Genomic DNA, 21425 nt, shown 5'->3' with positions numbered 1-21425 from the left:
TGCTCACCTGAAAGGTTGGTCGCGACCTTTCGAATCGTACAAAAGCAAACGCCCCGAACAATGTCGGGGCGTCTGATGGGATCACTACCTGCATCAGCGACTTTTCACACGCTCTGCGAAGCATCCCTTTCGTTTACGCGTCAGCTATCAGGCTTGCGGCTTGGGCGCATCCTGATCGCGCTGGGCGCTTTCGTCGACCGGCGTGACGATGATGTCGGCCTGTTCGGTTTGCTCGACCGGCTCGCTGGCTGGCTGGGCATCGACCACGGTTTCGCTTTCCACAACCTGTGGTGCGTCCACGACCGGAGCGGCCTCGACGACGGCAGGCGCTACGGCGGCGACCTTGGCAGCTTCCTCGGCTTCGCGAGCCAGGCGCTCTTCTTCACGCTTGCGGCGACGCACTTCGCGCGGGTCGTTCGGTGCACGGCCGTTGCTGCTGGCCGGCGCTGCTGGCGCAGGCTGCTCGGCTGGCGCGGCAGGCGCGGCAGGCGCCTGCTCGACGACGGGCTCGGCTTCAACGATCGGAGCAGCTTCGGCTATAGGCGCTGCCTCGGTGACGACGGTCGTTTCGGCGACCGGTGCCTCGACCAGCGGTTTTTCGACGGCGGCTGCTTCGACGACAGCGGGCTCGCTGACCGGCTCGGCGGCGACGACTGGCTGCTCGGCGACAGCCTCGAAAACCGGAGCCGGTTCACGCGGCTGCTCGACTTGCGGCAGGGCTTCGACCACCACGTCGGCGCGCTCGGCGATCACTGGCGCCGGAGCATCGTCTACGGCCGGTGCCGGTTGCTCGGCTTCGACTGCAACGGGTGCCTCAGCTGCCTCGGCAGGGGCGGCCGCCTGGCTTTCGCTGGCGACGTTCTGCTCTACAGGCTGCTCGGTTTCGGCGATCACGGCAGCCACGGTAGCGGCGGCTGCGATGCTGGCACCGGCGACCGGCTGCTCGGCATTTTCTTCGCTGCCTTCGATCGGGTTGCCATCGGCATCACGCTGGCGCTCGCGACGGTTGCTGCGGCGACGCTGGCCACGGGAGCGGCGACGTGGACGTTCGCTGCCCTCGGTGCCGTCCTGCTCGTCATCCTGCTGCTCTTCGCCGTTCAGCACTTCTTCTTCGGCGCTATCGGCCTGAGCCTGCTCGGTGCGTGGTTGACGCTCCTCGCGAGGTTGACGTGGCTGACGCGGCTCGCGTTGCGGGCGTTCGGCACGTGGTGCTTCTTCGCTGGCAACGGCGGCGTTCTCGTTCTGCGGCTCGGCGTCCAGCGGGGCACGCAGTTCGCGTGGCTGACGCTCTTCGCGCGGGCGACGCTCGCGGCGGTTCTCCTGGCCTTCACGCGGTTCGCGCGGCGGACGGGATTGACGCACTTCCTGAGGCTCGCGGACTTCCACGTTTTCACGCGGCTGGCGATCTTCACGGGGAGCGCGAGGTTGACGCTCTTCACGCGGTGCACGCTCTTCACGAGGTGCACGTTCCTCGCGCGGGGCGCGGTCTTCACGTGGCGCACGTTCTTCACGAGGCTTACGGTCGTCGTCGCGGCGGTTGCTACGGTTGCGGTTCTGCTGGCGACCGTTACGGCGCTCGTCGCCACGCGGCTGACGCTCGCCCGGCTTCTTCTCGACCACGGTCGGCTTCTGCGGCTCTTCGGCGCTGGCGAACAGGCCGACGAGGGACTTCACCAGGCCTTTGAACAGGCCACCGGCAGGCGCTGCAGCGGCAACCGGTGCAGCCGGAGCGGCTTCGCTGACCGGAGCCGGTGCGCTGCGTGGCGGCGCGGCCTTGATGGCGGCTTCCTGGCGAACCAGGGTGCGGGTGGCAGCTGCCGGTTTTTCTTCTTCGGCTTCGACCGTGGCCATTTCGTAGCTGGTCTGGGCGCTCTGGGCTTCCGGGCTGTCGTCACGGATGCGCTGCACTTCGAAGTGCGGGGTTTCCAGGTGATCGTTCGGCAGGATGACGATGCGCGCACGGGTACGCAGTTCGATCTTGGTGATCGAGTTGCGCTTCTCGTTGAGCAGGAAGGCGGCGACCGGGATCGGCACCTGGGCACGTACTTCGGCGGTGCGGTCTTTCAGGGCTTCTTCTTCGATCAGGCGCAGGATGGCCAGCGACAGCGACTCGACGTCACGGATGATGCCTTGACCGTTGCAGCGCGGGCAGACGATGCCGCTGCTTTCACCCAGGGATGGGCGCAGGCGCTGGCGGGACATTTCCAGCAGGCCGAAGCGCGAGATGCGGCCGACCTGTACGCGGGCGCGGTCGGCTTCCAGGGCTTCGCGAACCTTCTCTTCGACGGCGCGCTGGTTCTTGGCCGGGGTCATGTCGATGAAGTCGATGACGATCAGGCCGCCGATGTCACGCAGGCGCAGCTGGCGGGCGATCTCTTCGGCCGCTTCCAGGTTGGTCTGCAGGGCGGTTTCTTCGATGTCGCTGCCTTTGGTGGCGCGCGCCGAGTTGATGTCGATGGACACCAGGGCTTCGGTCGGGTCGATGTAGATCGAACCGCCGGACGGCAGCTTCACTTCACGCTGGAAAGCGGTTTCGATCTGGCTTTCGATCTGGAAGCGGTTGAACAGCGGCACGCTATCTTCATACAGCTTGATCTTGCTGGCGTACTGCGGCATCACCTGGCGAATGAAGGTCAGGGCTTCTTCCTGGGCTTCGACGCTGTCGACCAGTACTTCGCCGATGTCCTGGCGCAGGTAGTCGCGGATGGCGCGGATGATGACGTTGCTTTCCTGGTAGATCAGGAACGGGGCAGGGCGGTCCTGGGACGCTTCTTTGATGGCGCTCCACAGTTGCAGCAGGTAATCGAGGTCCCACTGCATTTCTTCGCTGCTGCGGCCCAGGCCGGCAGTGCGCACGATAAGGCCCATGTCGCCCGGGATGTCGAGGCCGTTCAGCGCTTCGCGCAGTTCGTTGCGCTCTTCACCCTCGATGCGGCGGCTGATGCCACCGGCGCGCGGGTTGTTGGGCATCAGCACCAGGTAGCGGCCGGCGAGGCTGATGAAGGTGGTCAGGGCTGCACCCTTGTTGCCACGTTCTTCTTTCTCGACCTGAACGATGACTTCCTGGCCTTCCTTGAGCACGTCCTTGATGTTGACGCGGCCTTCGGGGGCCTTGCTGAAGTACTCGCGGGAGATTTCTTTGAGGGGGAGGAAGCCGTGACGCTCGGAGCCGAAGTCGACGAATGCCGCTTCGAGGCTGGGTTCTACGCGGGTGATGCGACCTTTGTAGATATTGGATTTCTTCTGTACACGGGCGCCGGACTCGATGTCCAGATCGTACAGGCGCTGGCCATCTACCAGCGCAACACGCAACTCTTCGGGTTGAGTTGCGTTAATCAGCATTCTTTTCATGTGGTACCAGTGGTTTCCGGTGCTGCCGGAAGCCGCGTTAGGCACACACGACGCTCAGGGTCGGTGTCAGGTGCGTCAGAAACGGTCGTAAATCGTTTCATTGTCTAGCGGCAGCAGCCAGTTGTGCTGGGCCGCGACGGACGTCTCCTGCTTGCTGTATGTGACAGAAAGCCCTCAGAACTCGCTTTTGATCGGCTAAGCATCGGCCCTGCTGCGTTAACACCGGTCCGGAAGGTCCGTTTACCACGCGGGTAAAGGTCGTTTCCTTGGCCGCCCCATAATGGGGGCTGTTACTAACGTAGCGTCTTGCTTGGCGCTAGCTCGCGAGACCCTAAACAGGTTCTCAGTCAGGAGGAGGAATCAAGGGTCGGTAGCGGACGATATGACGCGTCTCTGATAAAGCTCTTTGCTACGCAGGCCGACCGTTGTGCATCTCCACCCTACACGTATCGCTGAAAATCGGGTGCCGCTCACGAAAATCCGCAGCGGGTTGGCATTACCGCGACCGTCCAGTTGGGCAGGTCACGCATCTGTGTCTCAGGCCTTGTTTCCGAGTTTCTCGAGCAGCCATGCTGGCCTTTCGCTCTCTGAGATGCCCGTCGGACGGCCTTATGTCCTGAAGTGGGTTGCTCGATTCGCGATGGCGGTTTGGCAACATCCGCGAATCAGGCCGCTTTTGACGGCATTCGCGACTATAGCAGCAATGATTAAGTGCTTCAAATGCATAAAAATTGTATGATCGCGGGCATGACGACACCTACTCCCCCAACCTCCGGCGTTCAGCTGCTCGAGGTCGCGCCTGAGCTCGCGGGTCAGCGCATCGACAACTTCCTTCGCAACCAACTCAAGGGTGTTCCCAAGACCTTGATCTACCGCATCCTGCGCAAGGGTGAGGTACGGGTCAACAAGGGTCGGATCAAGCCCGAGTACAAGCTGCAGGCTGGCGACATCGTGCGGGTGCCGCCGCTGCGCCTGGCCGAGCGCGACGAGCCGGAACCGCTGGCCCAGGGCCTGTTGCAGCGCCTGGAAGCCGCCATCGTCTATGAAGACAAGGCGCTGATCGTGCTCAACAAGCCGGCCGGCATCGCCGTGCACGGAGGCAGCGGCCTGAATTACGGGGTGATCGAGGCGTTTCGCCAACTGCGCCCGGACGCCAAGGACCTGGAACTGGTGCATCGCCTGGATCGCGATACCTCGGGCCTGCTGATGATCGCCAAGAAGCGCAGCATGCTGCGCCATCTGCACGAGCAACTGCGTGGCGATGGCGTCGACAAGCGCTACATGGCACTGGTGCGTGGCCACTGGGCGACCGCCAAGAAGCAGATCAACGCGCCGCTGCTCAAGAGCAATCTGCGTTCCGGCGAGCGCATGGTCGAGGTCAACCCGGAAGGCAAGGAAGCGCTGACCGTGTTTCGCGTGCTGCGCCGTTTCGGCGAGTTCGCCACCCTGGTCGAAGCCAAGCCGGTCACTGGCCGCACCCACCAGATTCGCGTGCACGCCCAGTATGGCGGGCATTGCATCGCCGGTGACAGCAAGTACGGCGACGACGACTTCACCCGCGAGATTCGCGAACTGGGCGGCAAGCGCCTGTTCCTGCACGCCTACGAACTGAACATCCCGCTGCCCGAGGGCGGCGTGCTGAAGCTCGAGGCGCCGGTCGACGAGATGTGGGCACGCACCGTGGAGCGCCTCAGTGCGTGACTACAAGCTGCTGATCTTCGACTGGGACGGTACCCTGGTCGATTCTATCGCCCGTATCGTCACCGCCATGCATCAGGCCGCCGATCTGTGCGGCGTGCCGCGGCGCAGCGACGAGGCGGTCAAGGGCATCATCGGCCTGGCGCTGCCGCAAGCGATCACCACCCTTTATCCGGAACTCGGCGAAGCGGCGCACGTCGAACGCTTCCATGCCGCCTATAGCGAGTGCTACGTGGCTCTGGACCAGACGCCTTCGGCGTTCTTCGACGATGTCGAACAGAGCCTGGCGAGTTTCCGTGCGCAGGGCTATCGGCTGGCGGTCGCCACCGGCAAGAGTCGCCGTGGCCTGCAGCGGATTCTCGACACCCTGGGCTGGCAGGATTACTTCGATATCACCCGCTGCGCCGATGAGACGGCCAGCAAACCGGACCCGCGGATGTTGCACGAGATTCTGCAGCATTGCGGGGTGAGCGCCGAGCAGGCACTGATGGTCGGCGATTCGTCGTTCGATCTGGAAATGGCCCAGCGCGCGGGCATGGATTCGGTGGCGGTGGGCTACGGCGCACAGACGCTGGAAGCGCTGAGCCTTTATGAGCCGAAATTGTCGATCAACCATTTCACGCAATTGAGTACCTGGCTGAGCTGCACGGTAGCCGAGACCCGAACCGAGGAGATTGAGCATGTGGGGTGAGAGAAAGACGTCGTCGGTCTCCGAGAGCGACCCGAAGAGCTGGAAGCTCCTCGAAAAGACCTTGCTGGCCAGCGTCCATGAACAGCGCCGCTCGCGGCGCTGGGGAATCTTCTTCAAGCTGCTGACCTTCATCTACCTGTTCGGCGCCCTGGCGCTGTTCTCGCCGCTGATCAGCAACCAGGGCAGCGGCAGCAGTTCGCCCCATACCGCGGTCATCGAAGTGCGCGGGATGATCGCCGACAAGGAAGCGGCCAGTGCCGACAACATCGTCGGCAGCCTGCGCGCCGCCTTCAAGGACCCGAACACCAAGGGCGTTATCCTGCGCATCAACAGCCCGGGCGGCAGCCCAGTGCAGTCGGGTTACGTGTACGACGAGATTCGCCGCCTGCGTGGCGAGAACCCGGACATCAAGGTCTACGCGGTGATCTCCGACCTGGGCGCGTCCGGCGCCTATTACATCGCCAGCGCCGCCGACCAGATCTACGCCGACAAGGCCAGCCTGGTGGGCTCCATCGGCGTCACGGCAGCCAGCTTCGGCTTCGTCGACACCATGGAGAAACTTGGTGTCGAGCGCCGCGTGTACACCTCGGGTGAGCACAAGGCATTCCTCGACCCGTTCCAGCCGCAGAAGGACGAGGAAACCCGTTTCTGGAAGACGGTGCTGGACACCACCCACAAGCAGTTCATCGACAGCGTGAAGAAGGGCCGTGGCGATCGCCTCAAGGATGCCGAGCATCCCGAGCTGTTTTCCGGCCTGATCTGGTCTGGCGAGCAGGCCCTGAGCCTCGGCCTGATCGACGGGCTGGGTAGCACCAGCTACGTGGCCCGTGACGTGATCGGCCAGGAAGAAATGGTCGACTTCACCGTGCAGGAAAGCCCGCTGGATCGCTTCACCAAGAGGCTCGGTGCCAGCGTGGCAGAGCATCTGGCCTTGTGGATGGGCTTCCAGGGGCCAACGCTGCGTTGATGGTGGCGTTGTAAATAGAGAGCCCCGGCCAGGTGCCGGGGCTTTTTACTGGTTTCAAAAATCCACACAGGTTGCCTATATAGAGAGCGTCAGGCGTTGCTGATGCTCTTGGCGTTGTTCTGCTGCTCGACCAGGGCGCGAATGCGCGGTAGCAGGTCCTGGCCGTATTCCACGGCGTCGCGCAGTTGCTCGAAGCCGCGGAACAGGAAGGTGGTCACACCAATGTTGTAGTACTCCAGCGAGGCCTCGGCGACCTGCTCCGCTGTGCCGACCAGCGAGGTGGAATTGCCGGCACCGCCGCTGAGGGCGGCGATCTCGGTCCACAGGCGTTTGTCATGCACCTTGCGCTTGCCCGCCAGTTCCACAAGGCGCGATGAGCCGGCGTTGCTGATGCCGAAGTTCTTGTCGCGACGTTTGCCCTGGCGCAGATGGATCAGCTCGCGCGCATCAACCAGCGTGCGCTCTGCTCGGGCCCAGGCTTGCTCTTCGGTGGCGCCGAGGATAGGCCGCAGCGACAGGCTGAAGCGGATGTGCTTATCGCGACCGTATTTCGCGGCGGCCTTGCGCACCTTGGCGATGCGCTCGCGAACCTGTTCAAGCGGTTCGCCCCACATCATGTACACGTCGGCGTGTTTGGCGGCGACCTCCACGGCAGCGTCGGATGCGCCGGAGAAGTAGATAGGTACGTGTGGTTTCTGGACCGGCTTGACCAGCGTCAGGTTGTCTTCGATGCGGTAGTGCTCGCCCTGATGATCGAAGGGCTCGGTGCTCGTCCAGGTCTTGCGGAAGATGTCCAGGTACTCCTCGGTACGCGCGTATCGCGCGTCTTTGTCGAGGTAGTCGCCGTCGCGCTGCAGGTCGCCGCTGTCGCCGCCAGTGATCACGTTGATCGAGGCGCGGCCCCGGCTGAGGTGATCGAGGGTGGCGAACTGCCTGGCGGCGAAGGTAGGCGCCTGAAAGCCCGGACGGTGGGCGACCAGCAGGCCCAGTTTGTCCGTCACTGCGGCCACGTAGCTGGCGAGGATCATCGAGTCCGGTGCGCTGGTGTTGACGGCCAGCAGGGCTTTGTCGAAACCGCCATATTCCTGGGCCTGGGCGAAGGCCTTGATGAAGTCGATATCCACCACCGGGCCACGTGGCGCCTGGGATTCGCTGGCTTCCTGGGGGCCGATCAGGCCGATGAATTCGAGGCTCATGGTTGCTCCTTTCGATTGCGGTGGGCCGCCGCGGCGCGGCGGGCGATGTTCAGGCCACCTGGCCCTGCAGGCGGCGCAGGGTGTTGCGGTTGGCGGGTACGGCCAGGCCAAAGTTGTCGCGCAGCGTTTGGCCTTCATAGTCGCGGCGCAGCAAGCCACGCTTCTGCAGCAGGGGCACCACCAGCTCGGTGAAGTACTGCAGGCCGTCGGGCAGCAGCGAGTTGACGATGAAGCCGTCGGCGGCACCGTCCTCGAACCAGTCCTGCAGGGCGTTGGCGACCTCCTGCGGGGTGCCGACGAAATCGCGGCGCGGCCGCGAGAACTGCAGGGCCACCTCGCGCAGGGTCAGGTGCTCGTCGCGGGCGCGCTGCTTGATCTGTTCCGAGGTGCCCTTGTGGCTGTTGCTGCCCAGGTCGCCCAGGTCAGGGAAGGGCGCATCGAGTCCGTGACGGCTGAAATCGTAGTCGTTGAACGGCCGGCCAAGGGCGACGATGGCGTCCTCGATGCTCACCAGTTCGACGGCCTGCTGGTAGCGGCTTTCCGCTTCCTCGGCATCACGACCGATGATCGGCCGAATGCCGGGCAGGATGAACAGCTCGTCCGGGTTGCGACCGGCCTTGGCCGCGCGCTGCTTGAGGTCGGCATAGTAGGCGCGGGCTTCGCTGAAGGACTCGGGGCTGACGAAGATCGCGTCGGCATTCTGGGCAGCGAAATTGCGGCCGTCCTCGGAGGTGCCGGCCTGGAATATCAGTGGCTGGCCCTGGCACGAGCGCTGGATGTTGAGCGGGCCTTTGACCTTGAAGAATTCACCCTGGTGATCGAGGGTGTGCAGCTTGCTCGGGTCGAAGAATTCGCCGCTCTGTTTGTCGCGGGTGAAGGCGTCGTCTTCCCAGGAATCCCACAGCCCCTTGACCACATTCACGTGCTCGCGGGCGATGCGGTAGCGGGTGGCATGGGGCGGGTGTTCGGCCTTGCCGAAGTTGTCGGCAGTACCGGAAAGCCATGAGGTGACCACGTTCCAACCGGCGCGCCCGCCGCTGATGTGATCCAGCGAGGCGAGCTGCCGGGCGACCTGGAACGGCTCGCTGTAGCTCACCGTCACGGTGGCGACCAGGCCGATGTTGTCAGTCACGGCGGCCAGCGCCGAGAGGATGGTCAGCGGCTCGAAGCGGTTGAGGTAGTGCGGGCTGGATTTGGTGTGGATGTGCAGGCTGTCGGCGATGAACGCGAAGTCGAACTTGGCGCCTTCGGCCAGCTTGGCCTGCTGTTTGTAGAAGCCGAAATTCACACTGGCATCGGCCAGTGCGTCCGGGTGGCGCCATTCGCCCCAGCCGTGGCCGACCCCGTGAATCATGGCGCCGAGTTTGATCTGTCGCTTGCTCATTGGAGGGTGCTCCTGTCGGGTTACTGGGGCTGCGCCTGGGCGAGCGATTTGGCAGGTTGCTCGGCGCGGGCGGCGTTGAAGCTCGGGTCGAAGCCTTGGGAAACGTCCACGGCGCGGCTCAGTACGCCTTCTTCCAGATAGATGTCCGAGACCTGCTGCAAGCCGGTGATGACCTCGTCGGTGATTTCGGCGCGCGAATGGACGGTGGCCTTGACCGATTCCAGATGCACCGCGACCGGCAAGCCGGTCACCCGCGCCTGGGCCTCTGCGTACGCCTGGTGATGGTCGTTGGCCCACAGGAAGGCGCGCTCGACCCGTTCGACGAAGTCTTCGAGCTGTACGCGCTTGCCATCGATGGCGGTCTGCGTGGCGGCCAGGTAGAAATGGTTGGTCAGCAGGTTGTCACTGCTGCGCAGGATGCGTGCGCCGTTCTGGGTGATGGCGATGGTGGTATACGGATCCCAGGTCGACCAGGCATCGGCGGCGCCGCTTTCCAGGGCGCTGCGGGCATCGGTGGGCAGCAGGTTGACGAAGGTTACGTCGGAGGTTTTCAAACCGGCTTCGCGTAGCGCGCGGATCACCAGAAAGTGGCCGATGGAACCGCGGTTGGTGACGATGCGTTGGCCCTTGAGGTCGGCCACGGTCTTCAGCGGCGAATCCTTCGGCACCAGGATCGAAGTGGTGTAGCGGCCATCACGCTTGATGATTTCCACCACCTTGAGTGGCGCGCCGGCGCCCAGGGCGAACACATAGGGCGCATCGCCCAGGCCACCGATGTCGACGGCGCCGGCGTTCAGCGCCTCGCCCAAGGGGGCGGCGGCCGGGAACTCGGAGAAGTCGATTGCGTATGGCACGTCGTCGAGTTCGCCGGCGGCTTCCAGCAGCAGCTTGATGCTGGATTTCTGGTTGGCGACTCGCAGCGGCTCGAGGTCTGCGGCGCTGGCGAAGCCGCCGAACAGCAGGCTGCTGCCAAGCAGGGTGGTGAGGAGGGTGCGGATCAGCATGGGTGAGCTCCGGTCAGGCCGCCAGCGCGGCCAGGTTGGTCAAATAAAGGTGCGCGTGAGCGACGCCGCGTCGTGGGGAATCAGCGGAAATGAAGGCGGGGCGGGCATGGGCGTAGCGCTCCTGGCATGGGTCGGGGGACGGCCTCCGCCAGGAAAGGGGTCGGTCTGCAATCGACCTTATAGAGCTAAGAAAGGGCTGTGAAAGTCTTTGTGGTTCTAAGCTAATTATGTAATTTCATTATCTAATATGTTTTGAAATATCAGTAATAAGTATTTAATGCGGGCATCTTCAGAGTGTTCGAAAGTTCTCCCATGAGCAGCAAAAGGCAGATGAAACTGGGCGCGGTGCCGATGGGCGTGGGCGGGCCAGGGCGCCATAATCTTTGGCACGACCCCGAAGTGCCGGCCGATGCCAGCGTCAGCGTCGAGTGGTTCATCGACCTGGCGCAGCAGGCCGAGGCCGCTCTGTTCGACCTGATCTTCATCGTCGACAGTCAGTTCATCACGCCGGATTCGCCGCCCCATTACCTCAATCGCCTGGAACCGTTGACGCTGCTTTCAGCCCTGGCGGTGACCACCCGCCACATCGGCCTGGTCGGTACCCTGACCACCTCCTACAACGAGCCCTTCAACGTGGCGCGCCGGCTGGCCTCGCTGGACTTGATCAGCAAGGGGCGGGCGGGCTGGAACGTGGTCACCAGCGGCGATGCCGGCACCGCCGGCAACTACGGGCGCGACGAACATTACGACTACGACACCCGTTATGGGCGTGCGCTGGAGCATGTCGACGTGGTGCAGAAACTCTGGCGTTCCTACGCGGACGATGCGCTGGTGCGCAACCGCGATACCGGGCAATTCCTCGACCGCAGCAAGTTGCATGCGCTGCATCACCAGGGCGAGCACTTCTCGGTGGTCGGCCCGCTGAACATCCAGCGCTCGCCGCAAGGGCAGCCGGTGATCTTCCAGGCGGGCGACTCGCCCCAGGGGCGCGACCTGGGCGCCAGCGTGGCCGACGTGGTGTTCACCCATGCACCGAGCGTGGAGAAGGGCCAGGCCTTCTACCGCGATATCAAGGCGCGCGCCGAGCGCCTAGGGCGCGATGCCGATGACATCATCATCCTGCCCGGCGCACAGATCTACATCGGTGACACCGACGCCGAGGCACGTGACATCGAGCGTCACTATCATGCCGTTGACCACAGCTTCGAGCAGGCCCTGGCCGAATATGGGCGCAGTTTCGGCTGGCACGACTTCCGCCAGTACGACCTCGACGCGCCGTTCCCGGCCGAGGCGCTCGAACATGCTCGCAGCAGTTTCTACACCGCCGCCAAGGCAGCCACCGACCAGGCCGTCGCCAATGGCTGGACGCTGCGCCAGGCGGTGGCCGCCGGCCTGCAGCTAAGGCCCAATGCCTTCGTCGGGTCAGCCGAGACGGTCGCCAACGAGATGATTCGCTGGTTCGAAGCGCGGGCGCTGGATGGTTTCAACCTCTACATTGGCCACCCGGAACAGTTTCGGCGCTTTACCCGGGACGTGCTGCCGATCCTGCAGGAACGTGGGGTTTATCGCCGCGCGTACGAGGGCAGCACCTTGCGCGAGAGCCTGGGGCTGGAGATTCCAGGCAATCGCCGTTGACTCACGTGCAATCGGGGCAGGGGATACCCCTGGGGCGAGGAGTGTCGAGCCTTCAGGCCGCCACGCCAGCCGCATGACGGCCTGGTATGGCCGCTATCAGTTCCCGGGTGTAGTCGCTGGCCGGCTGGTCGAACACGTGCGTCACCGAGCCTTGTTCGACCACCTGGCCATTGCGCAGCACCAGCACCTGATCGGCCACGTTGGCCACCATGGCCAGGTCGTGGGAGACCAGCACATAGGCGATGCCTAGCTCGTGCTGCAGTTCGAGCAGCAGATCGAGAATCTGCGCCTGCACCGAAACGTCCAGCGCCGAGACCGGTTCGTCGAGCAGCAGCAGATCCGGCTTGAGGGCCAGGGCACGGGCGATGGCGACGCGCTGGCGCTGGCCGCCGGACAGCTCGCGGGGCAGGCGATCCAGGTAGCCGAGGGGGAGGTGCACGCGGCTGATCAGCTCCTGCGCGGCCTGTTCCAGCGCCGGCCCCTTGAGCAGCCCGAACGACACCAGCGGTTCGACGATGCTGTCGAAGATGGTGAAGCGTGGATCGAGGGCGGCGAACGGATTCTGCTGCACCAGCTGAATGCGCTGGCGCAGTGGGCGGAATTCGCGCCAGCTGAGATCGGTCACGTCGCGTTGCTCGAACTGCACGCGACCCTGGCTGGGTTTTTCCAGGCCGAGGGCGATGCGCAGGGCGGTGCTTTTGCCCGAACCGGACTCACCGACGATGGCCAGCGTCTGCCCGGGATAGACGTCGAAGCTGAGGTTCTGCAGGGCGGTGAAGGTGCTGCTCTCGCCCTTGACCCGTGGCAGCTCGAAGGTCTTGCCGACGCCCTGCAGGCTAAGGATCGGCGCCTGGGCGGTGTGCTGGGGCGAGCGCGGTTTGCGCCGATTGGCGAACGCCGGTGCGGCCGCCAGCAGTGCGCGGGTGTAGTCGTGCTGCGGCGCATCGAGGATCTGCCGGGGCGCGCCCTGTTCGACCAACTCGCCGTGTTTCATCACCAGGATGCGATCGGCACGGTCGGTGGCCACGCCCAGGTCATGGGTGATGATCAGCAGCGAGATGCCCCGCTCGGCGACCAGGCGCTGCAGGTGATCAAGAATCCTGCGCTGCACCGTCACATCCAAGGCGCTGGTCGGCTCGTCGGCGATGATCAGCCGCGGGTTGGCAGCCAGGGCGATGGCGATTAGCACGCGCTGGCGCATGCCGCCGGACAGTTCGTGGGGATATTGGCGGGCGCGCAGCAGCGGTTTGTCCAGGCCGACCTGTTCCAGCAGCTCGATCACGTCGGCATCGACGCCGGGGTAGCGGCAGCCATGGGCGAGAATCAGCGCTTCGCCGATCTGCTGGCCGATACGCAGCGTCGGGTTGAGGCTGACCATCGGGTCCTGGGGCACCAGGCCGATGGTGCGCCCGCGCAGCGTGCGTTTCTGCTTCTCGCTGGCGCCGCTCAGGTCGATACCGTCGACCCGCAATTGCCCGTGCGGCTCGGCGTTGTCCGGCAGCAGGCCGAGAATGGCGTTGGCCAGGGTCGACTTGCCGGAGCCGGATTCACCGACGATGGCCAGCGTTTCGCCCTGGCTGATCTGGATCGAGACGCCACGCACGGCCTCGGTGAGCTGCCCGGCGAAGCGGTAGGTGACGCAGAGCTGGCGGATATCGATCAAGGAGCTGCTCATCGCGGATTTTCCTCCAGCGTGCGGGCGATATGGTTGAGGCTGAACACCACGGCGACCACGAACAAACCTGGCAGCAGTGATACCCAGGGCGCAGTGATCAGAAAGTGCCGGCCGTTGGCGATCAGCATGCCCCATTCGGCAGCCGGTGGCGCCGCGCCGAAACCGAGAAACGACAGGCCGGCGGTGGCCAGAATCGCCGCGCCGAAATCCAGGGTGGCGGGCACCGCCACCGGACCCCAGGCATTGGGCAGGATGTGCCGCAGTAATGTGCGACCCCAGCTGGCGCCGCCCAGGCGGGCCGCTTCCACATAAGGCAGGGTTTTCACGCGCAGCACTTCGGCGCGGGTGGTGCGGGCGAAGCCGGGAATGATGCCGACGCCTACGGCGATGGCCACCGGGAGGGTGCCAAAACCGATGGCGGTGACGATGGCCAGGGCCAACAGCAGGCCGGGCAAGGCCAACAATACGTCGACGAAACGCATGATCACGGCATCGGTACGCCCACCGGCGAACCCGGACAGCACACCCAGGCCGAGCCCGCCGACCAGGGCGATGCCCACAGCCAGCAGTGCGGCCTGCACCGACAGGCTGGAACCGTAGACCACGCGGGTGTAAAGGTCGCGGCCCAATTCGTCGGTGCCGAACCAGTGCACCAGGTTCGGTGCGGTGAGCTTGTCCGTCGGCGAAGTGGCGTAGGGATCGAAGCCGGTCAGCAGCCCGGGCACCAGTGCTGAGATCAATGCGAACAACACGATCAGCAGGGCCAGGCTGAAGCCGGGGCGGCGCAGCAGCGGCAACAAGGCCGTGGCCGCTCGCTGCAGGTGGCTACGGCGTCGCCAGCCCAGCGACACCGTGGCAGGCGAGTGGGGCAGCGAGGCGATGCGGCTTTCGGCGTTCATGGTCAGGACACCCTTGGCGTGTGGGCGATGCGTGGATCGAGGTAGGGGTAGAGCAGATCGACGATCAGGTTGACCAGTACGAAGGCGGCAGCAGACACCGCGACGATGGCCAGTACCACCGGAATGTCCTGGCGCAGCACCGCTTCCTGGGCGAGGCGGCCGACGCCGTTGCGGGCAAAGATGGTTTCCACCAGCACCGCGCCGGACACCGTATTGCCTACCTGCAAACCGATCAGCGTGAGGATCGGCAGCGCGGCGTTCTTGAAACCGTGGCGCGCCTGCACCTCCCAGCGGCTGAGGCCCTTGGCGTAGGCCGTGGCGATATAGGGTTCCTGCCACACGCCCTGGAAACCGCGCTGCAGCACCTGGGCGTATACCGCGGCGCTGGGAATCGCCAGGGTCACGGCCGGCAGGATCAGGCTGTCGAAGCCGCGGCTGCCGGTGGCCGGAAACCAGCCAAGGCTGAAGGCGAACACCTGGATCAGCAACAGGCCCATCCAGAACACTGGCACCGAAAAGCCAAGGGACGGCAGGCGGGCCAGCGCCACCTTCAGCGGTTGCCAGCGCACGTAAGCGGTCAGGTAGGCCAGGCCGATGCCGCCGATCATCGATAGCACGATGGCCAGGCCCGCCAGCGACAACGTCTGCGGCAGACGCTCGACGAGCAGCTGGTTGACCGGGCGGTTGAGCGACAGCGATTGCCCGAAGTCGCCCTGCACGGCGTTCCACAGCAAGCTGAAGTACTGCTCGAAGAGGCCCTTGTCGAGGCCGTAGTAAGCCTGCGCCCTGGCCAGGTCCTCGGGTGACAGCGAATCGACTTCCATGCCCGAGGCACTGAGCATGATCGCCAGGGTGTCGCCCGGCAGCAGATAGAGGATGAAGTAGGTGATGCTGTAGGCGCCCCAGAGCACCAGCAGCGCCTGGCCGACGCGGCCGATCAGGTAGCGGCTCATGGTTCGTCCACCTCGATATCGCCTAACAGCGCGAAGCCTTCGGCGGTCCAGCGGAAGTTCTTCACCCGCGGCGCGGTGGCGGCCTGCCAGACGCGCTCGTAGATCGGAAACGCGGAGGCTTCGTCGACCAGCAAATCCTGCAATTGCCCGTAGGCCTCGGCGCGCTGCTCGGCTTGGGTGGCGGTGATGCCGGCATCGAACAGCGCCTTGGCCCGCTCCAGGGTTGGCGGCTCGTAGAGGTTGGTGGCCAGGGTCGAGCTGTTGGCGGTGCGCGGATCGATGATGGTCTGCAGGATGATCGGGTCGGCGCGGGTCATGTAGGTTGAAGTCAGGTCATAGTTGCCCTGGGCGTTGGCCGTGACCCATTCGGCGCGGGTCACCACGGCGAGCTTCAGCTCGATGCCGAGCTTGCGCAGTTGATCCTGCACCAGCACGTCGCCGGCGGTTTCCGCGCCCTGGATGTTGTAGCTCAGGCTCAGGCGCTTGCCGTCCTTGCTGCGATAACCATCGGCGCCTTTGCTCCAGCCCGCTTCGTCGAGCAGCCTTTCGGCGCCCTGCGGGTCATAGACCAGCTTGGCGCTCTGGTCCTTGAAGAATGGCGTGGTCACGTCATAGACGCTGCGCACCACCGGAAACTCGGCGTTGTACACGGTGCTGGCGTAGGTCTTGCGGTCGATGCCTTTCTGCAGCGCCAGGCGCACGCGCTTGTCTTCCAGCACGCGGCCGTTGCGGGTGTTGGGGAACAGATTCAGCGACGGCCCCGGCAGCGCTCGGCTCTGGATGGTCGCGCCCTTGGACTGGAAGAGTTTCAGGTCCACTTCCGAGAACGGGTTACGCGGCCACAGGATGTCGGCCTCACCCTGCAGGAACAGGCCATTGCGCACGCTTTCCTCGGGGATGTAGCTGATCTCCACGGCATCGAGATGGGCTTCACCCTTGTTACTGACGTTGGCCGACGGCCAGGCGTAACCGCGGCGCTTGACCAACCTGGCGCCGACTTCCGGGGTGTAGTGTTCGAGCACGAACGGGCCGGTGCCGATGATCTTGCCCAGCGAGCGCTCCTTCGGCGTCAGTGCGTAGGACGCCGGTGCGAGAATCGCCAGGTTGGTGGTCGAGGTGGCCTGCAGAAAACCGGCGTTCGGTCGCGACAGCACCAGTTTGGCGGTGAAGTCGTCGACCACTTCGGCGTGATCGAAACCGGCCAGGTAGGTAGCGCCAAAGGTCGCCGGCAGTTCGCTGGCCAAGGCCCTGTTGCTGTCGAACGCGGTCTTCACGGCCCTGGCGTCGAAGCGTTCGCCATTGCTGAAGGTGACGTCATCGCGTAGCTGAAAGGTGTAGGTCAGGGCGTCGTCGCTGATCGCCCAGCTTTTCGCCAGCCAGGGAATGATCTCGCCGCTCTTGGGGTCCTGATCGGTCAGGCTTTCGGCGACGTTGCGCAGCAACACACGGTGCTCCAGCCAGTAGACCTGGAAAGGGTCGACGCTGACCAGGGTGGTGTTGTCGCCGAAGAAGGCGATGCTCAGGGTTTTTCTGGAGGCTTGCTGGTCTGACGGCGAGCAGCCGATCAGCCCGGCGGCGAGGGCACAGGAGGCCAGCAGGCGAGCCGCGAGGCGGGGTTTTGTCATCGGCGTATTCCTGGGTGACGATGGCTGGAAAGCATGCAAGGTGTCCGTGGAAATGGCTGCGTTGCCCATGGTGTGGCGGGATGCGCTGTCGAGTCGTGTTGGCATCGCAATGTCCCTGATTCCGGATGGAGGCGATTGGTCGTCTGCATGAGTCACCGCCCGAGCGCAGCGCACACGGGCAGGCACGGCCATCAGGGCGCGCTGCAGAGGGCGGTGAGTAAGCGATGAGGCGGTGGTGGCTCGCTCGGGGTGTTGCGTATCTGTCTGGGGAGCTGCCCAGTTAGAGGTCGTGGCCGTCGCGCCGTGACGCGCTGGCCTGCAGGCAGGCACCGTCTACCGGCAGGCCGGGCCAGCCGACCAGGGCGGTGATGCGGCTATCGTCGTGCAGCCCGGCGCGCAGGCGTTCGATGAGTCGTGCAAGGCGTGTTTTCATGCGTTTGCGTCCTGCCTCAGATGGCGATGGCGCTGAGCGGGTAGCCCGGCGCGATGAATGGGTTGTGGTCTCGCGCGAGGCTCTCTGGATCGTCCTTTTCCACGCCGAGCAGGGCCAGCAGGCGCGTGCGGATGGCGTTGAAGCCGGCCTGGCCGTTGTCTCGCGGGCGGCTGAGGTCAACCTGCAAAGCTTCGGCGATGCGCCCGTGCTGCAGCACGATGATGCGATCGGCGAGCAGGATCGCTTCATCGACATCATGGGTGACCAGCAGCACCGCCGGCGTGTGCTTGTGCCACAGGTCGATGATCAGCCGATGCATGCGGATGCGGGTCAGCGCATCGAGGGCGGCGAAGGGTTCGTCGAGCAGCAGCAGTTTCGGTTCGCGCACCAGGCTGCGCGCCAGCGCCACGCGCTGCGATTCACCACCGGACAGGGTGGCCGGAAAGGCTTCCAGGCGGTGGGCCAGGCCGACTTCGGTGAGCGCCTGCACGGCGCGCTCCCGGGGGTTGGCCACGCGCAGGCCGAGGGTGACGTTCTTCCAGGCCCGTTTCCAGGGCATCAGGCGGGGTTCCTGGAACACCGCGGCGCGGGCCTGTGGGGCACTCAGTTCGCCGCCCTCGATGGGGTCGAGGCCGGCCAGGGAGCGCAGCAGGGTGGTCTTGCCGGAGCCGCTGGCGCCGAGCAGGGCGACGAACTCACCAGGGGCGATGTCCAGGTCCAGTCCATCGATCACCCGGTTGTCGCCGAACTGGCGCACCACGCCGCGCAGGCTGACGGCCGGCGAGAAGTCGATCTTGCTGTGCGCATTCATGCATCAGGTCCTTATGAACGAAGGGCGCCAGGCCAGGGCCAGGCGTTCCAGGGTGCGGATCAAACCGTCGATGAGCAGACCCAGCAGGCTGTAGATCAGCAGGCAGATGACGATCACGTCGGTGCGCATGAAGTCCCGTGCATCGCTGGACAGGAAGCCGATGCCAGCGGTGGTGTTGATCTGCTCGACGAACACCAGGGCCAGCCAGGAAATGCCCAGGGAATAGCGCAGGCCGACGAAGAACGAGGGCAGGGCGCCGGGCAGGATCACGTGCCAGATCAGCTCGCGACGGTTGAGGCCCAGGGTGTTGGCTGCCTCCACCAGTTTCGGGTCGATGTTGCGGATGCCGGCGAACAGGTTGAGGTAGATCGGAAAGGTGGTGCCCATGACGATCAGCGCCACCTTGGTGAACTCGCCGATGCCGAACCACAGGATGAACAGCGGCACCAGGGCCAGGGATGGGATGGTGCGCAGCATCTGCATGGGCGAGTCGAGGGCGATCTCGCCGCGTTTCGACAGGCCGGTGATCAACGCCGCGCTGACACCGATGGCCACGCCGATACCCAACCCGGTGACAGCGCGTTGCAGCGATACCAGCAGATGGCGCAGCAGCTCGCCACTGCGGATCAGCTCCCACAGCGTGGTGCTGATTTCGCTCGGTGCGGCGATCACTCGGGTGGGAATCAGCCCGGCCCGCGAGGCGATTTCCCACAGCAGCAGGATGGCCAGGGGGCTGAGCAGACGCAGGACGAAATCCGGTGCCGTCCATTGGCGGCGGCAGGCGGACGGTGTCGCACGGCTTAGGGTGATGGTGCTGGTGTCGCTCATCTGCATCTCCCGCCGCTCAGTGCTTGTAGCTCTGGCCCGATGCGCGCTCGAGCTGGCGAATCAGGGCGTCCCAGTGCAGTTTGATGCCCGGGCCCTTGCCATCGGAGAAACGCGCCGATTGCTGGCGCACTTTCTCGATGGCTTCGGCCGGCGCGTGCAACAGGTCGGCGTTACCCCCGGCCTGGGCGGCGATCTGGATGTTACAGGCGCGCTCCAGCCCATGCAGCTCGCGAAACGCATGCTCGACGCTGATGCCGCCGGTCAGAAGCCCGTGGTTACGCAGGATGAAGATGTTGCTGTCGCCCAGGTCGGCGACCAGGCGCTCCTGCTCGTCGAGATCCAGCGCCACGCCTTCGTAGTCGTGGTACTTCACCCGGCTGTAGTAGCCCAGGGCGTGCTGCGAGAGCGGCAGCAGGCCGCCGCGTTGGGCGGAGACCGCGGCGCCGTCGCGGGTGTGGGTGTGCAGCACCGCCTGCAAATCAGGCCGTGCACGGTGGATGGCGCTGTGGATCACGTAGCCGGCCTGGTTGATGCCCAGGTCAAGCGGGTCGTCGATGATCGTACCGTCGACGTCGACCTTCACCAGGTTCGAGGCGCTGATTTCGTCGAACAGCAGGCCGAAGGCATTGATCAGGAAGTGCTCGTCCGGCCCCGGCACACGGGCGGAAAAGTGCGTGTAGATATGGTCCGTCCAGCGAAACAGCGCGGCCAGCTGATAGGCCGCCGCGAGCTTGACGCGCACCTCCCATTCTTCAGGGCTGACGCGCTCCCTGACCGACGGGGTGCTGTGCAGGGTGGCAAGTGAACTCATGGCAATCTCCTCGCCGTGGTGGGCAATCGGCTGGTGGTATGGGCAGGCGGCGCAGGCTTGCGCAGGCGTTCGGGCCGGCTCATCGCTGCGCCTCGCGCAAATGGGCAAAGGCGGCGCGGCCAGCGGTATTCAGGGCCACGTCGTCCTGCGGGGTGTGGATGCGGCTGCACAGCACGTCGCGCAGGTGCCGCTCCAGCGGGTTCTTGCGTGACAGACCGGGGTTGCCGGCGGCCTCGATGGCCAGCTCAACGGCACGGATCGCGTTGCCGCTGACCAACTGCTTGATCTGCCCGGCGTGACTGGCATCGACCTGGCCGGCGGCCGCCGAATCGAGCAGGGTGCGATTGGCGAACAGCAGCGTGTCGATGCGCCCCACGACTTCCTGGAAGCGCGGCAGGCTGGACAGCGGCGCGCCGAGATTCGACGGTTTGCGCCCGTCGAGAAAGCTCACCAGCCAGTCTCGCGCTGCCTGGGCCACCCCGTCGTAGAGCGCCGGCAGCAGCACCGACATCCACAGCAGGCCCTCGCTATCCAGCTCCGGCTTCGGTGCGCTCCATGGGCTGACACTGACGGCGTGGTCGAGGGGAATCAGCGCTTCATCGAAGCGCACCTCGTGGCTGCAGGTGGCGCGCATGCCCAGGTGATCCCAGTCGCCGACGATCTGGATGCCGGGGGTATCGCGATGCACCAGGTAGCCGCCCACCAATGGGTCGGCGTCGTCGCTGCGAGCCCACACCAGGTACCAGGTAAGACCGTGGCTGCCGGTCGAGTAAATCTTGCGGCCACTGAGGCGCCAGCCTTGCGCAGTGCGCCGAGCGACGGTCGCCGGCAGCCCGCCTCGCGCTGGCGTGCCGAGTTCTGGCTCGACACGAAAGGCATTGATCAGTGCACCCTCTTCGACGGCATCGATCGCCACTCGGCGGCGCAGATGCTCTGGCCAGGCGCGATTGTGCTGCAGGCGAAAATGCTGCAGATATTGCATCACCAGAATCAATGCGGTGGAGGGCTCGCCCTTGGCCACCGCGCTGATGACCTGCCGCGCAGTGGCTAGCTCTGCGCCGCTGCCGCCGAGGCTTTTCGGCACCGTCAAAGCCAGCAATCCGTGGCGCTGCAGCAGTGCGAAATTCTCCGCTGGAAACTCGCCACTGCGGTCGAAACGCTCGGCGCTGGCGGCCAGGGTATGGGTTATTTCAGCCAGCAGGCGGGCGAAGCGAGCCGCGTCTCGCTCAGGGAACTGGCGCTGGGCGGCAAAGGCGAGGGTGTCGGCAGGGTGCGTCATGGGTCTCTCATCACTGGCGCAGAGGGCAGGCAATGCCTGTTGGATTTCTGAGCGCCCCAGGGTGATGAGGTGGCTTGAGTGAGACCGTATTCTTATAGATTAATGCTGTAAAAGTCTTTTTCGTTCTAAGCTAATTATCAGTTTTTCTGAATTACATTTTTAATTGTTATGCGTTTATAGAATTT

17 protein-coding genes are annotated in these 21425 nt (G+C 64.8%); 4 read left to right on the top strand and 13 right to left on the bottom strand.

Going from position 1 to position 21425, the window contains the following annotated elements:
• Positions 1–147: 147 nt before the first annotated feature.
• Positions 148–3351, bottom strand: coding sequence for a ribonuclease E (rne, locus tag BVH03_RS15015; RefSeq protein ID WP_075961904.1), 3204 nt, complete (start codon positions 3349–3351; stop codon positions 148–150).
• 747 nt (positions 3352–4098) lie between these two features.
• On the opposite strand from rne, the gene rluC reads away from it, so the two are divergent.
• Genes rluC through sppA form a run of 3 tightly spaced genes read left to right on the top strand, consistent with a single transcriptional unit; the run spans position 4099 to position 6707 of the window.
• The gene (rluC, locus tag BVH03_RS15010; RefSeq protein WP_027910376.1) at positions 4099–5052 is read left to right on the top strand and encodes a 23S rRNA pseudouridine(955/2504/2580) synthase RluC; all 954 of its coding nucleotides are present in this window, start codon (positions 4099–4101) and stop codon (positions 5050–5052) included.
• Positions 5045–5740 carry an HAD-IA family hydrolase gene (locus BVH03_RS15005; RefSeq protein WP_075961903.1) on the top strand — a complete coding sequence of 232 codons (696 nt, stop codon included), beginning with the start codon at positions 5045–5047 and terminating at the stop codon, positions 5738–5740. Before rluC ends, BVH03_RS15005 begins: the two co-directional genes overlap by 8 nt.
• Entirely contained in the window at positions 5730–6707 is a 978-nt protein-coding gene (gene sppA, locus BVH03_RS15000) for a signal peptide peptidase SppA (protein ID WP_075961902.1), read from the top strand. Before BVH03_RS15005 ends, sppA begins: the two co-directional genes overlap by 11 nt.
• Before the next feature lie 89 nt (positions 6708–6796).
• Here the strand turns inward: sppA and BVH03_RS14995 are convergent, their stop codons facing one another.
• The 3 genes from BVH03_RS14995 to BVH03_RS14985 are packed head-to-tail and all read right to left on the bottom strand — an operon-like array spanning position 6797 to position 10291.
• Entirely contained in the window at positions 6797–7903 is a 1107-nt protein-coding gene (locus tag BVH03_RS14995; protein ID WP_075961901.1) for an LLM class flavin-dependent oxidoreductase, read from the bottom strand.
• A 49-nt stretch (positions 7904–7952) separates the two neighbouring features.
• Complete coding sequence (locus tag BVH03_RS14990; RefSeq protein WP_075961900.1) at positions 7953–9287, bottom strand: LLM class flavin-dependent oxidoreductase; 1335 nt, start codon at positions 9285–9287, stop codon at positions 7953–7955.
• A 20-nt stretch (positions 9288–9307) separates the two neighbouring features.
• A complete protein-coding gene (locus BVH03_RS14985; protein WP_075961899.1) occupies positions 9308–10291 on the bottom strand; it encodes an ABC transporter substrate-binding protein in 984 nt (327 codons plus the stop codon).
• 312 nt (positions 10292–10603) lie between these two features.
• Here BVH03_RS14985 and BVH03_RS14980 point away from each other — a divergent pair, with 312 nt between their 5' ends.
• Positions 10604–11926, top strand: coding sequence for an LLM class flavin-dependent oxidoreductase (locus BVH03_RS14980; RefSeq protein ID WP_075961898.1), 1323 nt, complete (start codon positions 10604–10606; stop codon positions 11924–11926).
• A gap of 52 nt (positions 11927–11978) precedes the next feature.
• On the opposite strand, the gene BVH03_RS14975 is transcribed toward BVH03_RS14980, so the two are convergent.
• From BVH03_RS14975 to BVH03_RS14940, 9 genes are all read right to left on the bottom strand, one after another.
• Positions 11979–13601, bottom strand: coding sequence for an ABC transporter ATP-binding protein (locus tag BVH03_RS14975; RefSeq protein WP_075961897.1), 1623 nt, complete (start codon positions 13599–13601; stop codon positions 11979–11981).
• Positions 13598–14500 (bottom strand): ABC transporter permease, encoded by a 903-nt coding sequence (locus BVH03_RS14970; RefSeq protein ID WP_083640069.1) that lies wholly within the window; start codon positions 14498–14500, stop codon positions 13598–13600. The genes BVH03_RS14975 and BVH03_RS14970 overlap by 4 nt, the downstream gene beginning before the upstream one ends.
• Positions 14501–14502: 2 nt before the next feature.
• Positions 14503–15453, bottom strand: a complete 951-nt coding sequence (locus BVH03_RS14965; RefSeq protein WP_075961896.1) for an ABC transporter permease — start codon at positions 15451–15453, stop codon at positions 14503–14505.
• A complete protein-coding gene (locus BVH03_RS14960) occupies positions 15450–17078 on the bottom strand; it encodes an ABC transporter substrate-binding protein (RefSeq protein WP_075961895.1) in 1629 nt (542 codons plus the stop codon). Before BVH03_RS14960 ends, BVH03_RS14965 begins: the two co-directional genes overlap by 4 nt.
• Before the next feature lie 280 nt (positions 17079–17358).
• Positions 17359–17511 (bottom strand): hypothetical protein, encoded by a 153-nt coding sequence (locus BVH03_RS26375; protein WP_168175623.1) that lies wholly within the window; start codon positions 17509–17511, stop codon positions 17359–17361.
• 16 nt (positions 17512–17527) lie between these two features.
• The gene (locus tag BVH03_RS14955) at positions 17528–18322 is read right to left on the bottom strand and encodes an ABC transporter ATP-binding protein (protein WP_075961894.1); all 795 of its coding nucleotides are present in this window, start codon (positions 18320–18322) and stop codon (positions 17528–17530) included.
• A gap of 3 nt (positions 18323–18325) precedes the next feature.
• Positions 18326–19150, bottom strand: a complete 825-nt coding sequence (locus BVH03_RS14950) for an ABC transporter permease subunit (RefSeq protein WP_083640071.1) — start codon at positions 19148–19150, stop codon at positions 18326–18328.
• A 16-nt stretch (positions 19151–19166) separates the two neighbouring features.
• Entirely contained in the window at positions 19167–19961 is a 795-nt protein-coding gene (locus tag BVH03_RS14945; protein WP_075961893.1) for a class II aldolase/adducin family protein, read from the bottom strand.
• A gap of 79 nt (positions 19962–20040) precedes the next feature.
• On the bottom strand, positions 20041–21240 hold the full coding sequence (locus BVH03_RS14940) for an acyl-CoA dehydrogenase family protein (protein WP_075961892.1): 1200 nt from the start codon (positions 21238–21240) through the stop codon (positions 20041–20043).
• Between the last annotated feature and the right edge of the window lie 185 nt (positions 21241–21425).

This window comes from Pseudomonas sp. PA15(2017), assembly GCF_001945395.1.
Classification (GTDB): Bacteria; Pseudomonadota; Gammaproteobacteria; order Pseudomonadales; family Pseudomonadaceae; genus Aquipseudomonas.
This window is presented reverse-complemented; position numbering and strand designations above follow the sequence as displayed.

Coding starts and splice junctions, on each gene's coding strand:
- rne (WP_075961904.1), bottom strand. CDS start 3,351: ATGAAAAGAATGCTGATTAACGCAACTCAACCCGAAGAGTTGCGTGTT.
- rluC (WP_027910376.1), top strand. CDS start 4,099: ATGACGACACCTACTCCCCCAACCTCCGGCGTTCAGCTGCTCGAGGTC.
- sppA (WP_075961902.1), top strand. CDS start 5,730: ATGTGGGGTGAGAGAAAGACGTCGTCGGTCTCCGAGAGCGACCCGAAG.
- BVH03_RS14995 (WP_075961901.1), bottom strand. CDS start 7,903: ATGAGCCTCGAATTCATCGGCCTGATCGGCCCCCAGGAAGCCAGCGAA.
- BVH03_RS14990 (WP_075961900.1), bottom strand. CDS start 9,287: ATGAGCAAGCGACAGATCAAACTCGGCGCCATGATTCACGGGGTCGGC.
- BVH03_RS14985 (WP_075961899.1), bottom strand. CDS start 10,291: ATGCTGATCCGCACCCTCCTCACCACCCTGCTTGGCAGCAGCCTGCTG.
- BVH03_RS14980 (WP_075961898.1), top strand. CDS start 10,604: ATGAGCAGCAAAAGGCAGATGAAACTGGGCGCGGTGCCGATGGGCGTG.
- BVH03_RS14975 (WP_075961897.1), bottom strand. CDS start 13,601: ATGAGCAGCTCCTTGATCGATATCCGCCAGCTCTGCGTCACCTACCGC.
- BVH03_RS14970 (WP_083640069.1), bottom strand. CDS start 14,500: ATGAACGCCGAAAGCCGCATCGCCTCGCTGCCCCACTCGCCTGCCACG.
- BVH03_RS14965 (WP_075961896.1), bottom strand. CDS start 15,453: ATGAGCCGCTACCTGATCGGCCGCGTCGGCCAGGCGCTGCTGGTGCTC.
- BVH03_RS14960 (WP_075961895.1), bottom strand. CDS start 17,078: ATGACAAAACCCCGCCTCGCGGCTCGCCTGCTGGCCTCCTGTGCCCTC.
- BVH03_RS26375 (WP_168175623.1), bottom strand. CDS start 17,511: ATGAAAACACGCCTTGCACGACTCATCGAACGCCTGCGCGCCGGGCTG.
- BVH03_RS14955 (WP_075961894.1), bottom strand. CDS start 18,322: ATGAATGCGCACAGCAAGATCGACTTCTCGCCGGCCGTCAGCCTGCGC.
- BVH03_RS14950 (WP_083640071.1), bottom strand. CDS start 19,150: ATGAGCGACACCAGCACCATCACCCTAAGCCGTGCGACACCGTCCGCC.
- BVH03_RS14945 (WP_075961893.1), bottom strand. CDS start 19,961: ATGAGTTCACTTGCCACCCTGCACAGCACCCCGTCGGTCAGGGAGCGC.
- BVH03_RS14940 (WP_075961892.1), bottom strand. CDS start 21,240: ATGACGCACCCTGCCGACACCCTCGCCTTTGCCGCCCAGCGCCAGTTC.